The 14,537-nt window shown below is 70.7% G+C and carries 14 protein-coding genes and 2 pseudogenes; 12 read left to right on the top strand and 4 right to left on the bottom strand.

Features of this window, described 5'->3' with window-relative positions:
- Nucleotides 1-276: 276 nt before the first annotated feature.
- From ASF57_RS04035 to ASF57_RS26325, 4 genes are all read left to right on the top strand, one after another.
- Complete coding sequence (locus tag ASF57_RS04035) at nt 277-1,827, top strand: hypothetical protein (RefSeq protein ID WP_056480377.1); 1,551 nt, start codon at nt 277-279, stop codon at nt 1,825-1,827.
- Between the two features lie 96 nt (nt 1,828-1,923).
- Nucleotides 1,924-2,391 (top strand): hypothetical protein, encoded by a 468-nt coding sequence (locus ASF57_RS04030; protein ID WP_056480370.1) that lies wholly within the window; start codon nt 1,924-1,926, stop codon nt 2,389-2,391.
- Between the two features lie 100 nt (nt 2,392-2,491).
- The gene (locus ASF57_RS04025) at nt 2,492-3,094 is read left to right on the top strand and encodes a DUF4200 domain-containing protein (RefSeq protein ID WP_156375955.1); all 603 of its coding nucleotides are present in this window, start codon (nt 2,492-2,494) and stop codon (nt 3,092-3,094) included.
- 310 nt (nt 3,095-3,404) lie between these two features.
- Nucleotides 3,405-3,554 (top strand): hypothetical protein, encoded by a 150-nt coding sequence (locus tag ASF57_RS26325; protein WP_200935808.1) that lies wholly within the window; start codon nt 3,405-3,407, stop codon nt 3,552-3,554.
- Nucleotides 3,555-3,581: 27 nt separating this feature from the next.
- On the opposite strand, the gene ASF57_RS04020 is transcribed toward ASF57_RS26325, so the two are convergent.
- Nucleotides 3,582-4,481 carry a metallophosphoesterase gene (locus ASF57_RS04020; RefSeq protein ID WP_056480508.1) on the bottom strand — a complete coding sequence of 300 codons (900 nt, stop codon included), beginning with the start codon at nt 4,479-4,481 and terminating at the stop codon, nt 3,582-3,584.
- 158 nt (nt 4,482-4,639) lie between these two features.
- A pseudogene (locus tag ASF57_RS04015) lies at nt 4,640-5,131 on the bottom strand (VIT1/CCC1 transporter family protein); the annotation flags it as partial.
- 299 nt (nt 5,132-5,430) lie between these two features.
- Here ASF57_RS04015 and ASF57_RS04010 point away from each other — a divergent pair.
- From ASF57_RS04010 to lpxK, 3 genes are read left to right on the top strand one after another with little or no spacing between them, the layout of a single operon-like run.
- Nucleotides 5,431-6,225 carry a lysophospholipid acyltransferase family protein gene (locus tag ASF57_RS04010; protein WP_056480364.1) on the top strand — a complete coding sequence of 265 codons (795 nt, stop codon included), beginning with the start codon at nt 5,431-5,433 and terminating at the stop codon, nt 6,223-6,225.
- The gene (locus tag ASF57_RS04005; protein WP_244476801.1) at nt 6,222-7,538 is read left to right on the top strand and encodes a 3-deoxy-D-manno-octulosonic acid transferase; all 1,317 of its coding nucleotides are present in this window, start codon (nt 6,222-6,224) and stop codon (nt 7,536-7,538) included. Before ASF57_RS04010 ends, ASF57_RS04005 begins: the two co-directional genes overlap by 4 nt.
- Nucleotides 7,539-7,548: 10 nt before the next feature.
- Nucleotides 7,549-8,532 carry a tetraacyldisaccharide 4'-kinase gene (gene lpxK / locus ASF57_RS04000; RefSeq protein ID WP_056480358.1) on the top strand — a complete coding sequence of 328 codons (984 nt, stop codon included), beginning with the start codon at nt 7,549-7,551 and terminating at the stop codon, nt 8,530-8,532.
- Between the two features lie 165 nt (nt 8,533-8,697).
- On the opposite strand, the gene ASF57_RS03995 is transcribed toward lpxK, so the two are convergent.
- The gene (locus ASF57_RS03995) at nt 8,698-9,636 is read right to left on the bottom strand and encodes an alpha/beta hydrolase (protein ID WP_056182796.1); all 939 of its coding nucleotides are present in this window, start codon (nt 9,634-9,636) and stop codon (nt 8,698-8,700) included.
- A gap of 120 nt (nt 9,637-9,756) precedes the next feature.
- Here ASF57_RS03995 and ASF57_RS03990 point away from each other — a divergent pair, with 120 nt between their 5' ends.
- The gene (locus tag ASF57_RS03990; RefSeq protein WP_056480355.1) at nt 9,757-10,674 is read left to right on the top strand and encodes a LysR family transcriptional regulator; all 918 of its coding nucleotides are present in this window, start codon (nt 9,757-9,759) and stop codon (nt 10,672-10,674) included.
- A 111-nt stretch (nt 10,675-10,785) separates the two neighbouring features.
- On the opposite strand, the gene ASF57_RS03985 is transcribed toward ASF57_RS03990, so the two are convergent.
- Nucleotides 10,786-11,007, bottom strand: coding sequence for a DUF2093 domain-containing protein (locus tag ASF57_RS03985; protein ID WP_056480352.1), 222 nt, complete (start codon nt 11,005-11,007; stop codon nt 10,786-10,788).
- A 140-nt stretch (nt 11,008-11,147) separates the two neighbouring features.
- Between ASF57_RS03985 and ASF57_RS03980 the strand changes: the two are divergent.
- From ASF57_RS03980 to deoA, 4 genes and pseudogenes are all read left to right on the top strand, one after another.
- Nucleotides 11,148-11,546 (top strand): annotated as a pseudogene (locus ASF57_RS03980) (cytidine deaminase); the annotation flags it as partial.
- A 91-nt stretch (nt 11,547-11,637) separates the two neighbouring features.
- Nucleotides 11,638-12,471, top strand: coding sequence for a purine-nucleoside phosphorylase (locus ASF57_RS03975; RefSeq protein ID WP_056480347.1), 834 nt, complete (start codon nt 11,638-11,640; stop codon nt 12,469-12,471).
- Nucleotides 12,468-13,211, top strand: coding sequence for a deoxyribose-phosphate aldolase (gene deoC / locus ASF57_RS03970; protein ID WP_056480344.1), 744 nt, complete (start codon nt 12,468-12,470; stop codon nt 13,209-13,211). Before ASF57_RS03975 ends, deoC begins: the two co-directional genes overlap by 4 nt.
- Nucleotides 13,208-14,521, top strand: a complete 1,314-nt coding sequence (gene deoA, locus ASF57_RS03965) for a thymidine phosphorylase (protein WP_056480342.1) — start codon at nt 13,208-13,210, stop codon at nt 14,519-14,521. Before deoC ends, deoA begins: the two co-directional genes overlap by 4 nt.
- The last annotated feature ends 16 nt before the right edge of the window (nt 14,522-14,537 follow it).

The raw sequence follows: 14,537 nt of genomic DNA, 5'->3' as shown, positions 1-14,537 counted from the left end.
CCGGCCCCGGACCCAGCCCTGGACCCAGCCCCGCACCGTCGCGCGCCGCTGGATGTTCGACGCCCGCGCTGCGCATTCGCCCGCGGGGTGGCAGATTCGCGCTGGTATCGACGAAGTCGATCCGAGCGTTCGCGCTTCGAGCGCCTCATGCGCCACAAAAGCCATACGTTAAAATTTTGCTAACGCATCCGGTTTGACGTGATTGACAGCGCTGGCAAATTACAACTTTGATCACCTTATGTCGTGGCAGATCCGCGATGGGGATGGACGACAGAAATGAGCTGGATCTCGCTCCGTAAGTTTACCGCCGGTGAGACCAAGACGCAGTCTCCCGAGCAGACGGATGCGATGTTGCGCGCTCCAATACTCACGACACCCTTTCTGCGGGTCGGTGAGGAAGTCGACAATTCAGAGCCTGAACCTCATGTCGAGGACCTGTCGCTGGATTCGTTGGGACAGCACAACGAGAGCCTGCGTTTCCGCGTGGCGGAGATGTCCGAGCGGCTCGACGACCTGAAGTCGCTGCAATCGGATTTCTCGGCTCTCCTGGTGCCGATCGTGGCGATCACCGAGGAATTGCCCCGGGCCAAGGTCCGGACGGCCGAGCTGGAGACGCTGCTGGGCGTCGAGCAGGCCAATGCCGCGACCCTGCGGCGCGACCTCGCCGATGCGACGGGCCGGCTCGCCGTGGCCACGAACGACGTGTCGGCCGCCAAGATCCAGCTGCACCACCTCGAAACCAGCCTCCAGGCCCGCGACGCCGCGGCGGAGGAAGTACGCCTCGCCCTGCGCGACAAGACCCTGCAGGTCGAGAACCTGGAGCGGCGCCTGTTTGCCGAGACCGAGCAGACCCGCGCCCTCCAGGGCGAGAGCAAGGCCCTGCGAGGCGAGGCCAAGGCCCTCGATCAGGCGCTGGCCCGCTCGGACAGCGAGTTGCAGGACCTGCGCGAAAGCCGCCACGCCCTCGATCGGGACAATCTGCGGCTCCAGACCCTCAGCGAGGCCCAGGCCGCCCAGCTGGCCGAGCTGACCGCACGAGCGCAGGACTTCGAGACGCAGGCCGAAGCCGGCCGCATCGCCCTGCGCAACGTCGAGCAGCAGCTCGCCGCCGAGGTCACCGCCGCGCAGAAAGCCGAGGCCCAGTACGAGGCCGAGGTCGCCAATCATCGCACCGAGCGCGCGAGCCTCGCCATGCGGGCGGAGGCGAGCACGAGCCGCCTCGCCAGCACCGAGCAGATGCTGGCGCAGCTGCGCAACCAGCTGCGCGAGCGCGACGAGGCCGGCCGCTCGGCCGAGCGCGGGCTCAAGGAGGCCCTGATCGAGCGGGTGACCCTCGACCGCCGCCTGGAGAGCGCCCAGGCGGATCTCGCCCGCCAGACCGAGCGTTTCCTCGAGATGCAGCGCGCCCGCTCGGAATTCGAGCATCGCTGCGAGATGCTGACCAAGGCGATGGCGGCCAAGGATGCGGCCCTCGAACAGGCGCTCGGCCGCGTCTCCAGCCTGTCCGACCGGATCGACCATCTGGTCCATCGCCAGGAGGTCGAGCGGGCCGATTTCGAGACCGTCAACCATCGTCTCATCGAGGAGCTTCAGCACGAGCGCTCCGAGCGGAAGCTGGCCCAGGGCGCCCTCGACATCGCCCGCGAGAGCCGGGTCTCGCTCCAGAAGCAGCACGAGGCCCTGCGGCGCTCCGCCCGCAACTTCGCCGGAGAGGAGGCCGGGGCGCGATCCGAATCGGCGCCCGCCCAAACCCAAGCGCAAACCCAAGCCTCTGCCCCCGCCGAGGTCAGCAACGTCCGACCGTTCACGCCCCCGTCCGAGAAGTAAGCCCGCCGGTCGATCGGCCGGGCGGATCTCCCGCTCGACCCGTTCCTCCACCCCACCGCGATGCCGCGCGAGCACACCCCGCGCAGGAAAGCAGCCATGTCCGAGACCGCGCTACGCGACCGAGAGACGTCTTCCGCCGGGGCCTGGCTGATGCGCAGCCTGCCGACGCCGCATCGTCCGGCCGGCACGCCCGAACCGGCTCAGCCCACGGAGCCGGCGAAGCCCGGTGCGATGCGGGACGTGACGCCCGGCGCCGAGGCTGGCCCGCGACGGGACTGGTCCGCCTCCCTCGATCTCATCCACGAGGCGACGGCCGCGATCCGCATCAGCGAGGAGCGGGCGGCCGAACTGGAACAGGAGCTCGAGCGCACCGTGGCGCGCGCCCTGGAGCGGGCCTCGGCTCTCGAAGCGCAGGTTGCTGCCGCCCAATCCCGGGCCGAGCAGGCGGAGCGCCGGGCCGAGGAGGCCGAGGAATGGCTGGCGCGCCTGCACGATGCCGTGGTGGAGGGCTTCACCCGCAAGGCCGCCCCGCCGGCGGCGCAGGCCACGAGTTCCGCCGCCTGATCCTGTTCGCCCCGGTCCGGTCCCGACCGGCTCCCGTTGAACCGCGCCAGGCCACCCCGCCCCGCGCGCTCGACCCTCCCGAAAACGGGTCCGTGCCACCATGTCCGCAGCCGCCTCCCCTGCTCGATCGCCGCTGATGGGCACCGTGCTCGCCCCGATGGTCGTCCTTCAGGACGCCGACGCCCAGACCCTTGCTCCTGCCCTCGCTCCTGCCATTTCTCCTACAATGGCCCCTGCGGTCGCGCAGGAGGCCGCGCGCGAGGGCGTTCGGGACTTGTCGCGCTCGCAGGCGCTGGTGCCCTACGAGGCGGCGCCCCCAAGCTCGGTTCTCGGCGCCACCACCCTGCGGCTGGTCGAGCGCAGCATGGAGACCATCCGGCTCCTGCATCGGCGCGTGGACAGCATCTCGGCCCAGACCCGGGACCTGATCGTCCTCACCCACCGGGAGCGGGCCGAACGGGAGGTCGAATTGACCCAGGCCCGCGCCGAGGCGGCCGAGTGGCGGCGTCAGGCCATGGAATCGGAGCTGCTGGCGCGCGAGGCCCAGCTTCGGGCGCGCGAGGCCGAGATGGCGCGCCGCGAGGCCGAACAGGCCGCCCACGAGGCCCGGCGCCAAGTGCGCAAGGCCGAGGCGGAAGTCGAAGGGCTCCAGGCCTACCTGCGCAAGATCAGCGACTTCCTCGAATCCACCCTCGGCCGGTAGAGGCGGTTCCTCCGTCGACGAGGCGGATCCGCGAATCGCTTCCGGTCCCACGCACCCCGGGCAGAGCCAGCCGCACGATCGGCGAGTCCGTCATCCCCCGCCATCGGTGCTGCGGTGCAAGCGTAGCGGTTCGTTGAGGACGTTGCGGTTTTCGCCCGACGGGTGACTTTCCCCAGGCGTCGTCGCTGCGATGCGGGATCGAAATACTGAATATCTCCAGCCAATCACTTGCGTAGTCTGAACGGCGGATTAAGGTTCCGGCTCGTTCCAAATCAACTCGCGCTTAACCTCCTTTGACAAGGTGACAGCCATGTCCAACGTGATTCGCGTGAAGCCGACCCATGACGGCACCTACACGGTCTATCGCGGCGAGGCCGTGCTGGTGAGCGGTCTGACGCTCCTCCAGGCGGAGCGCTACCGGGAGAATCTGGCCGAGGAGCCGGTGCTGGAAGACGCCTGACGCCCCCTCGACCCGGCACCGGGCGCCTCAGGCCCGGACCAGTGCCAGGGGTCCGAGATCCGCGATGATGCCGGCCTCGGTCAGGCCCCGCTCCATGCCGGCGACGGTGTAGCCCGCCGCCGCGCGGGTGATCGTATAGAGGTGGTAGCTCGCGCGGTGGTGCCGCGCATCGCCCCGAGCCGAGGCCGAGGCGGCGCCCACCACCGGGATCGACCGGCCCCCCGGCCCCGCCACGAACGCCACGCTGCGGACGTGGTTGTGCCCGTGCAGGATCAACTCCGCCCCCGCATGTGCCACCATGGCGGTGAACGCGCCCGCATCCTTCAATTCCCGCCCGGACGAGGTGCCGCCGGGATGCGACGGATGGTGGATCATCACGACGCGGTAGGGGGGCTCGGGCTCGGCCCCGAGCGCCCGAAGCAGGGCCTCGGTCGCGGCGATCTGCTGCGGCCCGAGGCGCCCGCTCGCCATCAGGGGCTTGGTCGGAACCGCCGAGGACAATCCGATCAGCGCGACAGGCCCGCGCCGGCGCAGGTAGGGAAAGTGCCCGTGCGTGCCGTCGTCGCCCGTGGTCCAGGCCCCGCAGGCGAGGAGCAGCCCTTCGAGGGAGCCGCGCACGTAGGCGTCGTGGTTGCCCGGCACGAAGCTCACCGCGTCCGGCGTGCCGAGCGCTTCGAGGAAGACCTTGGCGGTCGACCATTCGCTCGGCAGACCGATGTTGCACAGGTCGCCGGTGCAGGCGATGTGGTCGTGCGCCTGGGCCTGGAGGTCGGCCACCAGGGCGGCCAGCACCTCCATGTCGTGCGCGTCCTTGCGGCCGCGCTGCCAGTTCACGTAGCCGGTGGCGCGCTTGCTGAGGAGCTGGCGCAGGCGCGGGCGCGTCAGCGGTCCCACATGGGGGTCGGTCAGGTGGGCGAGGCGGAACATCATCCCCCGGTGCACGATCGATGATCGGGATTTCGGGGTTCCGCATCGCCTCATCCGGCCCCGAGGGTCAACCCACGCGGGGCGATTCGCCACCCGCACCGGGGCTCACGGCTTTGCTCGCCCCCAAGGCTCTCGCCCCCAAAGCTCTCGCCCAACGCTCACGCGCTGCCGATGGCGATCCCGGTCAGCAGCACCAGGGCGCCGCCGAGAACCACCTGCATCGCCGCGCGCCAGAACGGCGTCGCCATGTAGCGGGTGCGGATGGCCGCGATCGCCAGCAGCTCCACCACCACCACGACGATCGCCAGGGCGGTGGCGAGGCCGAAGGCGTTCGGCCACCGGTCCGGGATCGCGTAGGGCAGCGTGTGGCCGAGACCGCCGAGCGTGGTCATCACCCCGCAGACGAGGCCGCGCATCCACGGCGTGCCCCGCCCGGTGATCTGCCCGTCATCCGAGAGCGCCTCGGTGAAGCCCATGCTGATGCCGGCCCCGATCGAGGCGGCGAGCCCCACCAGGAAGGTCGCCCCGTTGCTGTGGGTCGCGAAGGCAGCGGCGAAGATCGGCGCCAGGGTCGAGACCGAGCCGTCGATCAGCCCGGCGAGGCCCGGCTGGACGTAGCGCAGCACGAAAGCCCGGTGCGCTTCTGCCGCTGCGGGGTCGAGCGGCGCCGCCGATCCCGCGACTCCGTGGGCCTGTGACATCGTCATCGCGTGCATCCTCTCCGGCCTCGCGACCTGTTTAGATCGATTCCAATCTATAGATTGGAACGGCTCCAAACAAGCGCCGGATGCCCCTTTCTGTCACCCAAAGCGAAGGTTTCGGCCTTCCCGCGGCGTTGCACCGGTCCGGCGATCGGAGCTAGACAGCCGGCTGCCCGTCCGTCCCGGTCGTCGCCGCAAGGTGCGGGACGGCTCCGCGACCGGCCCCTCGGCGCCGCGAAAGCGAAGTGATGAGCCTCGTCAAACGCATCGGCCGCGCGCCGGCGGTCCAGCAGGCCCTCGGCATCCTCGCCGGCGGCTACCTGCGCCTGGTCCGCCGCACCAACCGCTTCACCGTGGAGCCGGCCGGCCCCGATGCCTGGCTCGACCGGCACAGCCCCTTCATCGCCGGCATGTGGCACGGCCAGCACACGATGATCTCGTTCATGCGCCGGCCGCACGACCGGATCGCCACCATCATTTCCCGGTCGGCCGACGGCAACATCAACGCCATCGCGCTCACCCGGATGGGCGTGCGGGTCATCCGGGCCTCGGGCGCGCGCGGCCGCGTGCTGCGGGACGCCAAGGCGAAGGGCGGGGCCGAGGGCCTGCGCGCCATGCTGCGGGCCTTGAAGGACGGCGAATCGGTCGCCTTCAGCGCCGACGTGCCGAAGGTCTCGCGCCGCGCCGATGCCGGCATCCTCACCCTGGCGCGCTTCTCCGGCCGGCCGATCATTCCCGTGGCGGTGGTGACGAGCCGGCACTGGCGCTTCAACAGCTGGGACCGGGCCTGCCTCGGCCTGCCCTTGGGCCGCGGCGCGATGGTGTTCGGAGACCCGATCGTCGTGCCCCGCGACGTCGCGCCCGATGTCCTCGAAACACTGCGCCGGCAGCTGGAGGCCGAGATGAACCGGGTTCATGACCGCGCCTACACCCTGGTCGGCCGCCCCGACCGCGTCGGACCCCATGATCGCGTGACCCATCCGGACCGCGTCACCCATCCGGACCGGGGCGCGGCCGAACCCCGCGCCGGGACGCCCGCATGAAGGCGATGGCGAAGGCCCCGCCCCTCACGGCGCTCCTCGGGGCCTACCGCTACGGCCTCTATCTCGGCGAGCCGGCGCTGGTGGGCCTGCTCGGCTGGCGCGCCCGCCGGGGCAAGGAGGATGGCGGCCGCCTCGCCGAGCGGCGCGGCCTGCCGGGCCGGGCCCGCCCCCTCGGGCGTCTGGTCTGGATGCACGGGGCGAGCGTCGGCGAGGCGTTGTCCCTCGTCGGCCTCGTCGACGGCATGATCGCGCGCGGCTTCTCGGTCCTGGTCACGACGGGCACGCGCAGCGCGGCCGACCTGATCGGGCGCCGCCTGCCGGCCGGGGCTGTACACCAGTACATGCCCCTCGATGCGCCGCGCTGGGTCGAGCGCTTCCTCGCCCATTGGCGCCCCGATCTGGCGCTGATCGCCGAATCCGAGATCTGGCCGAACACCATCCTGTCCCTGCACCGGCGCGGCATCCCGCTGCTTCTGGTCAATGCGCGGCTGTCGGAGCGTTCGTTCCAGGGTTGGGCGCGCACGCCGCGCACCGCCGAGGCGCTCCTGGCCCGCATCGCGATCTGCCTCGCCCAGACCGACGAGGATGCCGACCGCTTCCGCCGCCTCGGTGCCCCGCGGGTCGAGATCGCCGGCAATCTCAAATACGATTCCGAGGTGCCCCCGGCGGACGGGCAGCAACTCGCCCACCTGCGCGATCTCATCGGCGACCGGCCCGTCTGGGTCGCGGCCAGCACTCATCCGGGCGAGGACGCGATGGCGGCCCGCGCCCATGCCCGCCTGCAGGCGCGCTGGCCCCGTCTCCTCACCATCGTCGTGCCGCGCCATCCCCACCGTGGCGGCGACGTGGCCGACTGCGCCGGCGCCGAAGGTCTGCGCAGCGCCCGGCGCTCGCAGGGCGGGCGCCCGCATGGGGGCGTCGACCTCTACGTCGCCGACACGCTGGGCGAACTCGGCCTGTTCTATCGGCTCAGCCGCATCGTCTATCTCGGCGGCTCCCTGGTGCCGCATGGCGGGCAGAACCCGATCGAGCCGACCCGCCTGTGTGCCGCTGTGCTGCATGGGCCGCACGTCCACAACTTCACCCAGGTCTACCGCGCCCTCGACGGCGCCGGCGGCGCCCTGCTGGTGCTGGATGCCGACGACCTCGCCGTCACCCTGGACGACCTGCTGGGCGACCGGCCCCGTATTGCGGCGCTGAACCAGGCCGGCGCCGCCGCACTCCAGCCCTTCGAGGGCGCGGTCGCCCGCACCCTGTCGGTGCTCGACCCCTTCATCGCCCAGATGACCCTGACGGCGATGACCGCCTCGTGAGCCCGGACTGATGCGGCCCCCCGCCTTCTGGGACGCGCGGCCCGGCCACCCGGCGGCCCGTCTGCTGGCGCCCCTCGGCGCCCTCTACGGCCGCCACACCGCCGCCCGCATGGATCGCCCCGGTGCCGCCGCGCCCTGCCCCGTCCTGTGCATCGGCAACTTCACTCTGGGGGGCGCCGGCAAGACGCCGACCGCGCTGGCGCTGGCGACCCTGCTGCGCGACCTCGGCGCCCGCCCGGCCTTCCTGACCCGAGGCTATGGCGGACGCCTCGCCGGTCCCATCCGGGTCGATCCGACGATGCAGACCGTGGCCGAGACCGGCGACGAGCCTCGCCTGCTGGCGCGGTCCGCTCCCACCATCCTGTCGCGCGATCGCCCGGCCGGCGCCCGCCTGTGCGTGGCGGAGGGCGCCGACGTCATCGTGATGGATGACGGCCTCCAGAACCCGAGCCTGGCCAAGACCCTGTCGCTCGCCGTGGTCGATGCCGGAGCCGGGCTCGGCAACGGCCGGCCTTTCCCGGCCGGCCCCCTGCGGGTTCCGGTGTCGCGCCAGTGGCGCCACGTCCACGGGATCGTGCTGATCGGCGACGGCCCGCGCGGCGCGGTCGTGGCCGAGGCGGCGCGGGCGCGCGGGCTGCCGGTCCACCGCGCCCGCCTGATCCCGGGGGCCGATTTCGCGGGTCGGCGCGTCCTCGCCTTCGCGGGCATCGGGCGCCCCGACAAGTTCTTTTCGAGCCTCGCCGAGGCCGGCGCCACCCTCGTCGGCCGGCGCGCCTTCGCGGATCACCACCCCTACGCCGCTGCCGACGCGGCGGCGCTGACGGCGGAGGCGCGACGCCTCGGCGCCGACCTCGTCACCACCGAGAAGGACCACGTCCGCCTCGAGGCCCCGTTCGCCGCCCGCGTCGCCATCCTGCCCGTCACCCTCGCCTTCGCCGACGAAGCGCCGCTCCTCGCGCAGCTGCGCTCGCTGCTCGGCCGAGCCTCGGGCTAGAATGTGTCGGGGATCGGCGGAAACCCGTTATCCTGACCCGACAAAGCAAAACGCCAGATTCGGGGACGGTTCACGGTCGATCCGCGTCTTCACGACCGATCGACGATTAGGCCCTTCGACCCGCGAGAGAAGCGGGCACGCGATCCCGCCCCTTCGACCGTCAGGTCACGATCCGGCCTGCGCCGAGGCGATCGCCTGTTCGAGGAAGGTGGCGGCGTTTCCGATCGCTGCCCGGCCCTCGGCCAGCTCGGCCTGGAACATGTGCCAGACGTGGAACATGTTCGGCCAGATCTCCAGGGAGACCCGGACGCGATTCTCGCCGAGATGGCTGGCGAGCCGGATGGCGTCGCTGAGCATCAGTTCGGCCTCGCCGATCTGCACCAGGATCGGTGGCAATCCGCGAACGTCGGCGAAGACCGGCGAAGCCTCCGGGCTGTTCGGCAAGGCCCCGCCGAGGAAGGTCCGGGCCATCAGGTCGAGACCCGCCTTGGTGTTCAGCGGATCGAGGCCCTCGCGGTTGAACATCGAGGCGCCGGTATGCTCCAGGTTCGCCCATGGGGAGAGGGCGGCCCCGCCAGCCGGCAACGGCACGCCCGCGTTGCGCGCCATGACCATCACGGTGACCACCATGGCGCCACCCGCCGAATCTCCCGCGACGGTGACCGAACGCGGGTCCTGGCCCTGGTCGATCAGCCAGCGATAGGCCGAGAAGGTATCGTCGATCGGGGTCGGGAAGGGATGCTCGGGAGCCAGCCGGTAATCCGGCAGGTAGACGCGGGCCTTCATCGCCTTGGCGAAGGCGCCGGCCAGGCCGTGATATCCGCCCGGTCCTCCGACGATGTAGGCCCCGCCGTGGATGTAGAACAGCACGCGGTCGCCGACGACGTCGTCCGGCGTCACCAGGGTGCCCGGGACGCCGCCCATATCGACGGGTTCGATCCGAACGCCCTCGGGCGTCGGATGCTGCGCCATCGTGTCGATGTAGGCGCGACGGATCTCCTCCAGCGTCGCGCCCCGGGTCTCGCCGAGGATGACCGGTCCAAGGTCCTGCAGGCTGCCGGCCCATTGTGCGAGCCGATGGGTCACGAGATCGTTGAAGGCCATGAGACACCCGTCCAGTGCTGTTGCAAGTCTTGTCGCAAGTGCTGTCAATTGCGTCGAATGGCCGGTATACGCCGACGATTGGCGAATGGGCGTCAACACTGCGGGGATGGAACGGCGCGGATGTCATTCGGGCATGTCGGCGACATCGCAGCCTTCGTCGCCGCGGCCGAGGCCGGAAGCTTCGTCGCCGCGGCGCGCCTCCGGTCGATGACGCGATCCGGGATCGCCAAGAGCGTCGGGCGCCTCGAAAGCCGCCTCGGCGTGCGGCTGTTCCATCGCACGACGCGAAGCCTCGCCCTGACCGACGACGGCCGCCTCTTCCTCGATCGGTGTACGCAGATCCTCTCGGATCTCGAGGATGCGGAACTGTCGCTGGCCGAGGGGGGCGGCGAACCGCAGGGCATCCTCCGCCTCACGGCCCCGGCGACCTTCGGACGGGTGGTGGTTCTGCCCGTGCTCAACCGGTTCCTGGCGGCGTGGCCGAAGCTGCGTGCGGAGGTCAGTCTCACCGACCGGGTCAACGACATCATCGACGACGGCTACGATCTGGCGATCCGGATCGGTGATCCGCGCGAGAACGGCAGCCTGATCGCCAAGACCCTGATCGCCAGGACGTTGACGCGCCAGCAGGACCTCGTCGTGGCAAGCCCGGGCTACCTGTCCACGCGGCCGCTGCCCCGGCACCCGGACGACCTGACCGAGCAGACCTGCCTGAGCTATCTCAGCGCCGGGCGGCACCGGGCCTGGCGTTTCGTCGCCGAGGGCAAGACGATCGCGATCCGGCCCCGTGCGCGGCTCGCGCTCGATAGCGGCGAGGCCTTGCGCGATGCCGCTTTGTCCGGAGCCGGCCTCGCCTACCTGCCGAGCTACGTCGTCGACGAGGACATCGCGAACGACCGCCTGCGCGTCGTTCTCTCAGACTATGCCGCCCCACCCATCCCGATCTGTGCCCTCTACCCCAGCCGCCGCCATCTGGCCTCCAAGGTGCGGCGGTTCATCGACCTCGTCGCGGCCGAGCTTCACACGCCACCCCCCTGAAGCGATGGGGGCTCGACGCAGACCGTCCGTGATCACGGGGTTGCTGGCGCTCGGCAACCGGGCGAATCGATCACCCCCGCGCCCGCCGGCGGGCCGAAGGCGACCGCGCCATCAAGCCGGCCGCCCGGTCTGGGCGAGGCGCTTCATCGCGGCCTCGGGGCTGGCATAGGCCTCCTGCAGGGTGGCGCTCCAGTAGCGCAGGGCGTCGAGGGCGATCGGCTCGCCGGTCACCGCGCAGCGCACGAAGCTGCCGGGCTTGACCACCCGCATGGTGCCGTCGCCGTACTCCACCACCGCCTCGCCGGAGGCTCCGCGCTCGAAACGTCCCAACATGATCCTGCCGCCTCCCGGCCCATTCGCCCACTGGCCCCCGTCTTAGGAGCGCGCCGGCCCGGTGTCGATGACGCCCGACCCTCGACAGACCCGCGACTTGGTGCCTTAAGTCGCGGGATGCCGCTCCGCGTCCTGCTCTCATGAACCCGGATCTCGCCCGCCTGTTCGACGCCGCCCGGGCCGCGCAGGCCAGGGCCTACGCGCCCTACTCGCGCTTCCCCGTCGGTGCGGCCCTGCGCGACGACTCGGGCGCCGTCCATGTCGGCTGCAACGTCGAGAACGCCGCCTATCCGGTCGGGACCTGCGCCGAGGCCGGCGCCATTGCCGCCATGGTGGCGGCGGGCGGTCGCGCCATCGCCGAACTCCTGGTGCTCGGTCCGGGCCCCGGCCTCGTGACACCCTGCGGCGCCTGCCGCCAGCGCATCCGCGAATTCGCCGGACCGGCGGTTCTGGTCCACGTCGCCGATGCCGAGGGTATCCGCGCGGCCTTCACCCTCGGGACGCTGCTGCCCGAATCGTTTGGCCCCGAGAACCTTGGCTCACCCGAGAACCTTGGCTCACCCGAGAACCTTGGCTCACCCGAAAATCCTGTCTCGCCCGAAAATCTCGTCTCTGCCGAGAGTCTCGATCATGGGTGAGCCCGAGCCGACCGTCGAGGCCGCCGCCGGCCTGCTTCGCGCTCAGGGGTTCGGCGGCCCGTTCGCCTGTGCGATCGTGACCGGGACCGGACTTGGTGCCTGGGTGTGTGACCTCGTCGAAACCCTCTCGGTATCCTACGCGCAGATTCCGGGCTTTCCGGCGCTCGGGGTGAGCGGCCACGGCGGCCGCCTGCATGCCGGCCGCCTCGCCGGCCGCCGTGTTCTGGTCTTCGAGGGCCGCGCGCACGCCTACGAGGCGGGTGACGCCGCCATCATGCGGGTGCCCCTCGCCGTCGCCCAAGTGCTTGGCGCAGAAGCCCTTCTTCTCACCAACGCGGCCGGTTCGCTGCGGCCCGAGGTCGGTCCCGGCAGTCTCGTCACGCTCACCGACCACATCAACTTGTCGGGCCTTAACCCCCTCATCGGCGAGCCGAGCGACGGCCGCTTCGTGCCCATGGTCGAGGCCTACGACGCGTCGCTCCGGAGCCATCTCCTTGCCGCAGCAGCAGAATCCGGCCTGGTACTCCACACCGGGATCTACGCCTGGTTCTCCGGCCCGAGCTTCGAGACGCCGGCCGAAATCCGCATGGCCGGGCGCCTCGGCGCCGATCTCGTCGGCATGTCCACGGCGCCGGAGGTCATTCTGGCCCGCTTCTACGGCCTGCCCGTCGCCGCCGTGTCGGTGGTGACCAACCTCGGCGCCGGCATCGGCGACGGCAATCCCCACCATGCCGAGACCAAGGCGGTCGCCGCTGATGCCGGCGACGACCTCGCCCGCCTCGTCGCGGCCTTCGTGGCCCGCCTGCCCGCAAGGACGCCCTCATGACCGACGATGCCGCCATCGCCCGGCGAGCCCTGCCGCTGCTCGACCTCACCGATCTCAGCGAGTCCTGCTCCGAAGCCGCCATCGACACGCTCTGCCGAGACGCTCGCGCGAGCCGGGTCGCCGCCATCTGCGTCTGGCCGCATTACGTGAGCCGGGCCGCCCGGCTTCTCGCCGGCAGCCCGGTGCGGATCGCCACCGTCATCAACTTTCCCGCCGGTGGCGACGATATCGAGCGGGCGGTGGACGACACGACGGAGGCCCTGGCGGACGGCGCGCACGAGATCGACCTCGTGCTGCCCTATCGCAGCTTCCTCGCTGGCGAGACCGGGATATGCCGGTCGATGCTCGGCGCCATCCGCGAGGTCTGCGATGGCGACCGACTGCTCAAGGTGATCCTCGAGAGCGGCGAGCTGGCGACATCGACGGCGATCTCCGCAGCCAGTCGCCTCGCCATCGAGTCCGGCGCGGATTTCCTCAAAACATCAACGGGTAAGAGTCTGGTTTCCGCTACGCCCGAAGCGGCCGAAGCGATGCTTCTCGCCATCCGGGACCGGGCAGATGGGCGCTCTGTCGGGCTCAAGGTCTCGGGCGGATTGCGCAGCGTCGCCGATGCCGGTCGCTATCTCGCACTCGCCGATCGCATCATGGGACCCGCCTGGGTCTCGCCCCGCACTGTCCGTCTCGGCGCCAGCAGTCTGCACGCCGCACTGGTGTCGGCGTGCGGAGAGCCGGCCCGATGAGGCTGCCGCAGGAACTGATCCGGGCGAAGCGCGATGGCGGCGAACTCCCGTCCGAAGACATTGCCGACTTCATCGCCGGCCTGACCGATGGGCGGGTCACCGAGGGACAGGCGGCGGCCTTCGCCATGGCGGTGTTTTTCCGGGGGCTTTCGCGGGCGGAGCGCGTCGCCCTGACCCAAGCCATGACCCGCTCGGGCACGGTTCTGCACTGGAATTTGCCCGGGCCCGTTCTCGACAAGCACTCGTCTGGGGGCGTCGGGGATGCCGTCAGCCTCGCGCTTGCGCCGATGGTGGCGGCTTGCGGCGGCTATGTGCCCATGATCTCGGGCCGTGGTCTCGGCCACACCGGTGGCACCCTCGACAAGCTCGCGAGCATCCCGGGCTACGATGTGACGCCCGATCTCGACCGCTTTCGGCGTGTCACCGCGGAGGTCGGCTGCGCCATCATCGGGCAGACCGCAGATCTGGCTCCCGCGGATCGTCGGCTCTACGCCATCCGCGACGTCACCGGCACGGTCGAGTCCCTCGACCTCATCACCGCCTCCATCCTTTCGAAGAAGCTTGCGGCTGGCCTCGATGGTCTGGTGATGGATGTGAAGACCGGCTCGGGAGCCTTCATGGCTCAGCGTTCCGAGGCACAAGGACTCGCGCGCAGCATCGTCGCCGTCGCCAACGGCGCCGGCCTGCCCACGGTGGCGCTGATCACCGATATGGATTCGCCCCTCGCCTCCTCCGCCGGAAATGCCCTGGAGGTCGCCTACATCCTGGAGTATCTCACCGGACAATCACGGGAGCCTACGTTCCACGCTGTCACCATGGCACTGGCCGCCGAAATGCTGGTGATCGGCGGACTGCGTGCTGATATCGCAGACGCCGTAACGGCCCTGGAGAAAGCCCTGGCTTCCGGCCGTGCGACCGAAACCTTCGGTCGGATGGTCGCCGCGCTTGGAGGCTCGAGCGATCTTGTCGAGAGTCCCGGGCGCCATCTGCCGGTGGCTCCTGTCATCCGGACCATCGCGGCGCCTACGAGTGGGTTTGTGACCGCGGTGGCCACCCGAGAGCTGGGGCTGGCCGTCATAGGGCTCGGGGGGGGGCGAACTCGCCCCCAGGATGATATCGACCCTCGGGTCGGTCTGACCCGGCTTCCTCGGGTTGGTGCGCGAGTGGAGCGGGGCGAGGTGCTCGCAATGATCCATGCGCCCGATGCGACCGCCGCGGACCGTGCGGAAATTGCCGTGTCCGCAGCCTATCGCATCGATCCGGCCCCGATGTCAGAGCCCGACGCCATCCTCGAGCGGATCGCCGAATGACGCCGTCCCGGTTTCT

Origin of the sequence: Methylobacterium sp. Leaf117 (genome assembly GCF_001422985.1) — a bacterium.
Taxonomy (GTDB): Bacteria; Pseudomonadota; Alphaproteobacteria; order Rhizobiales; family Beijerinckiaceae; genus Methylobacterium.
This window is presented reverse-complemented; position numbering and strand designations above follow the sequence as displayed.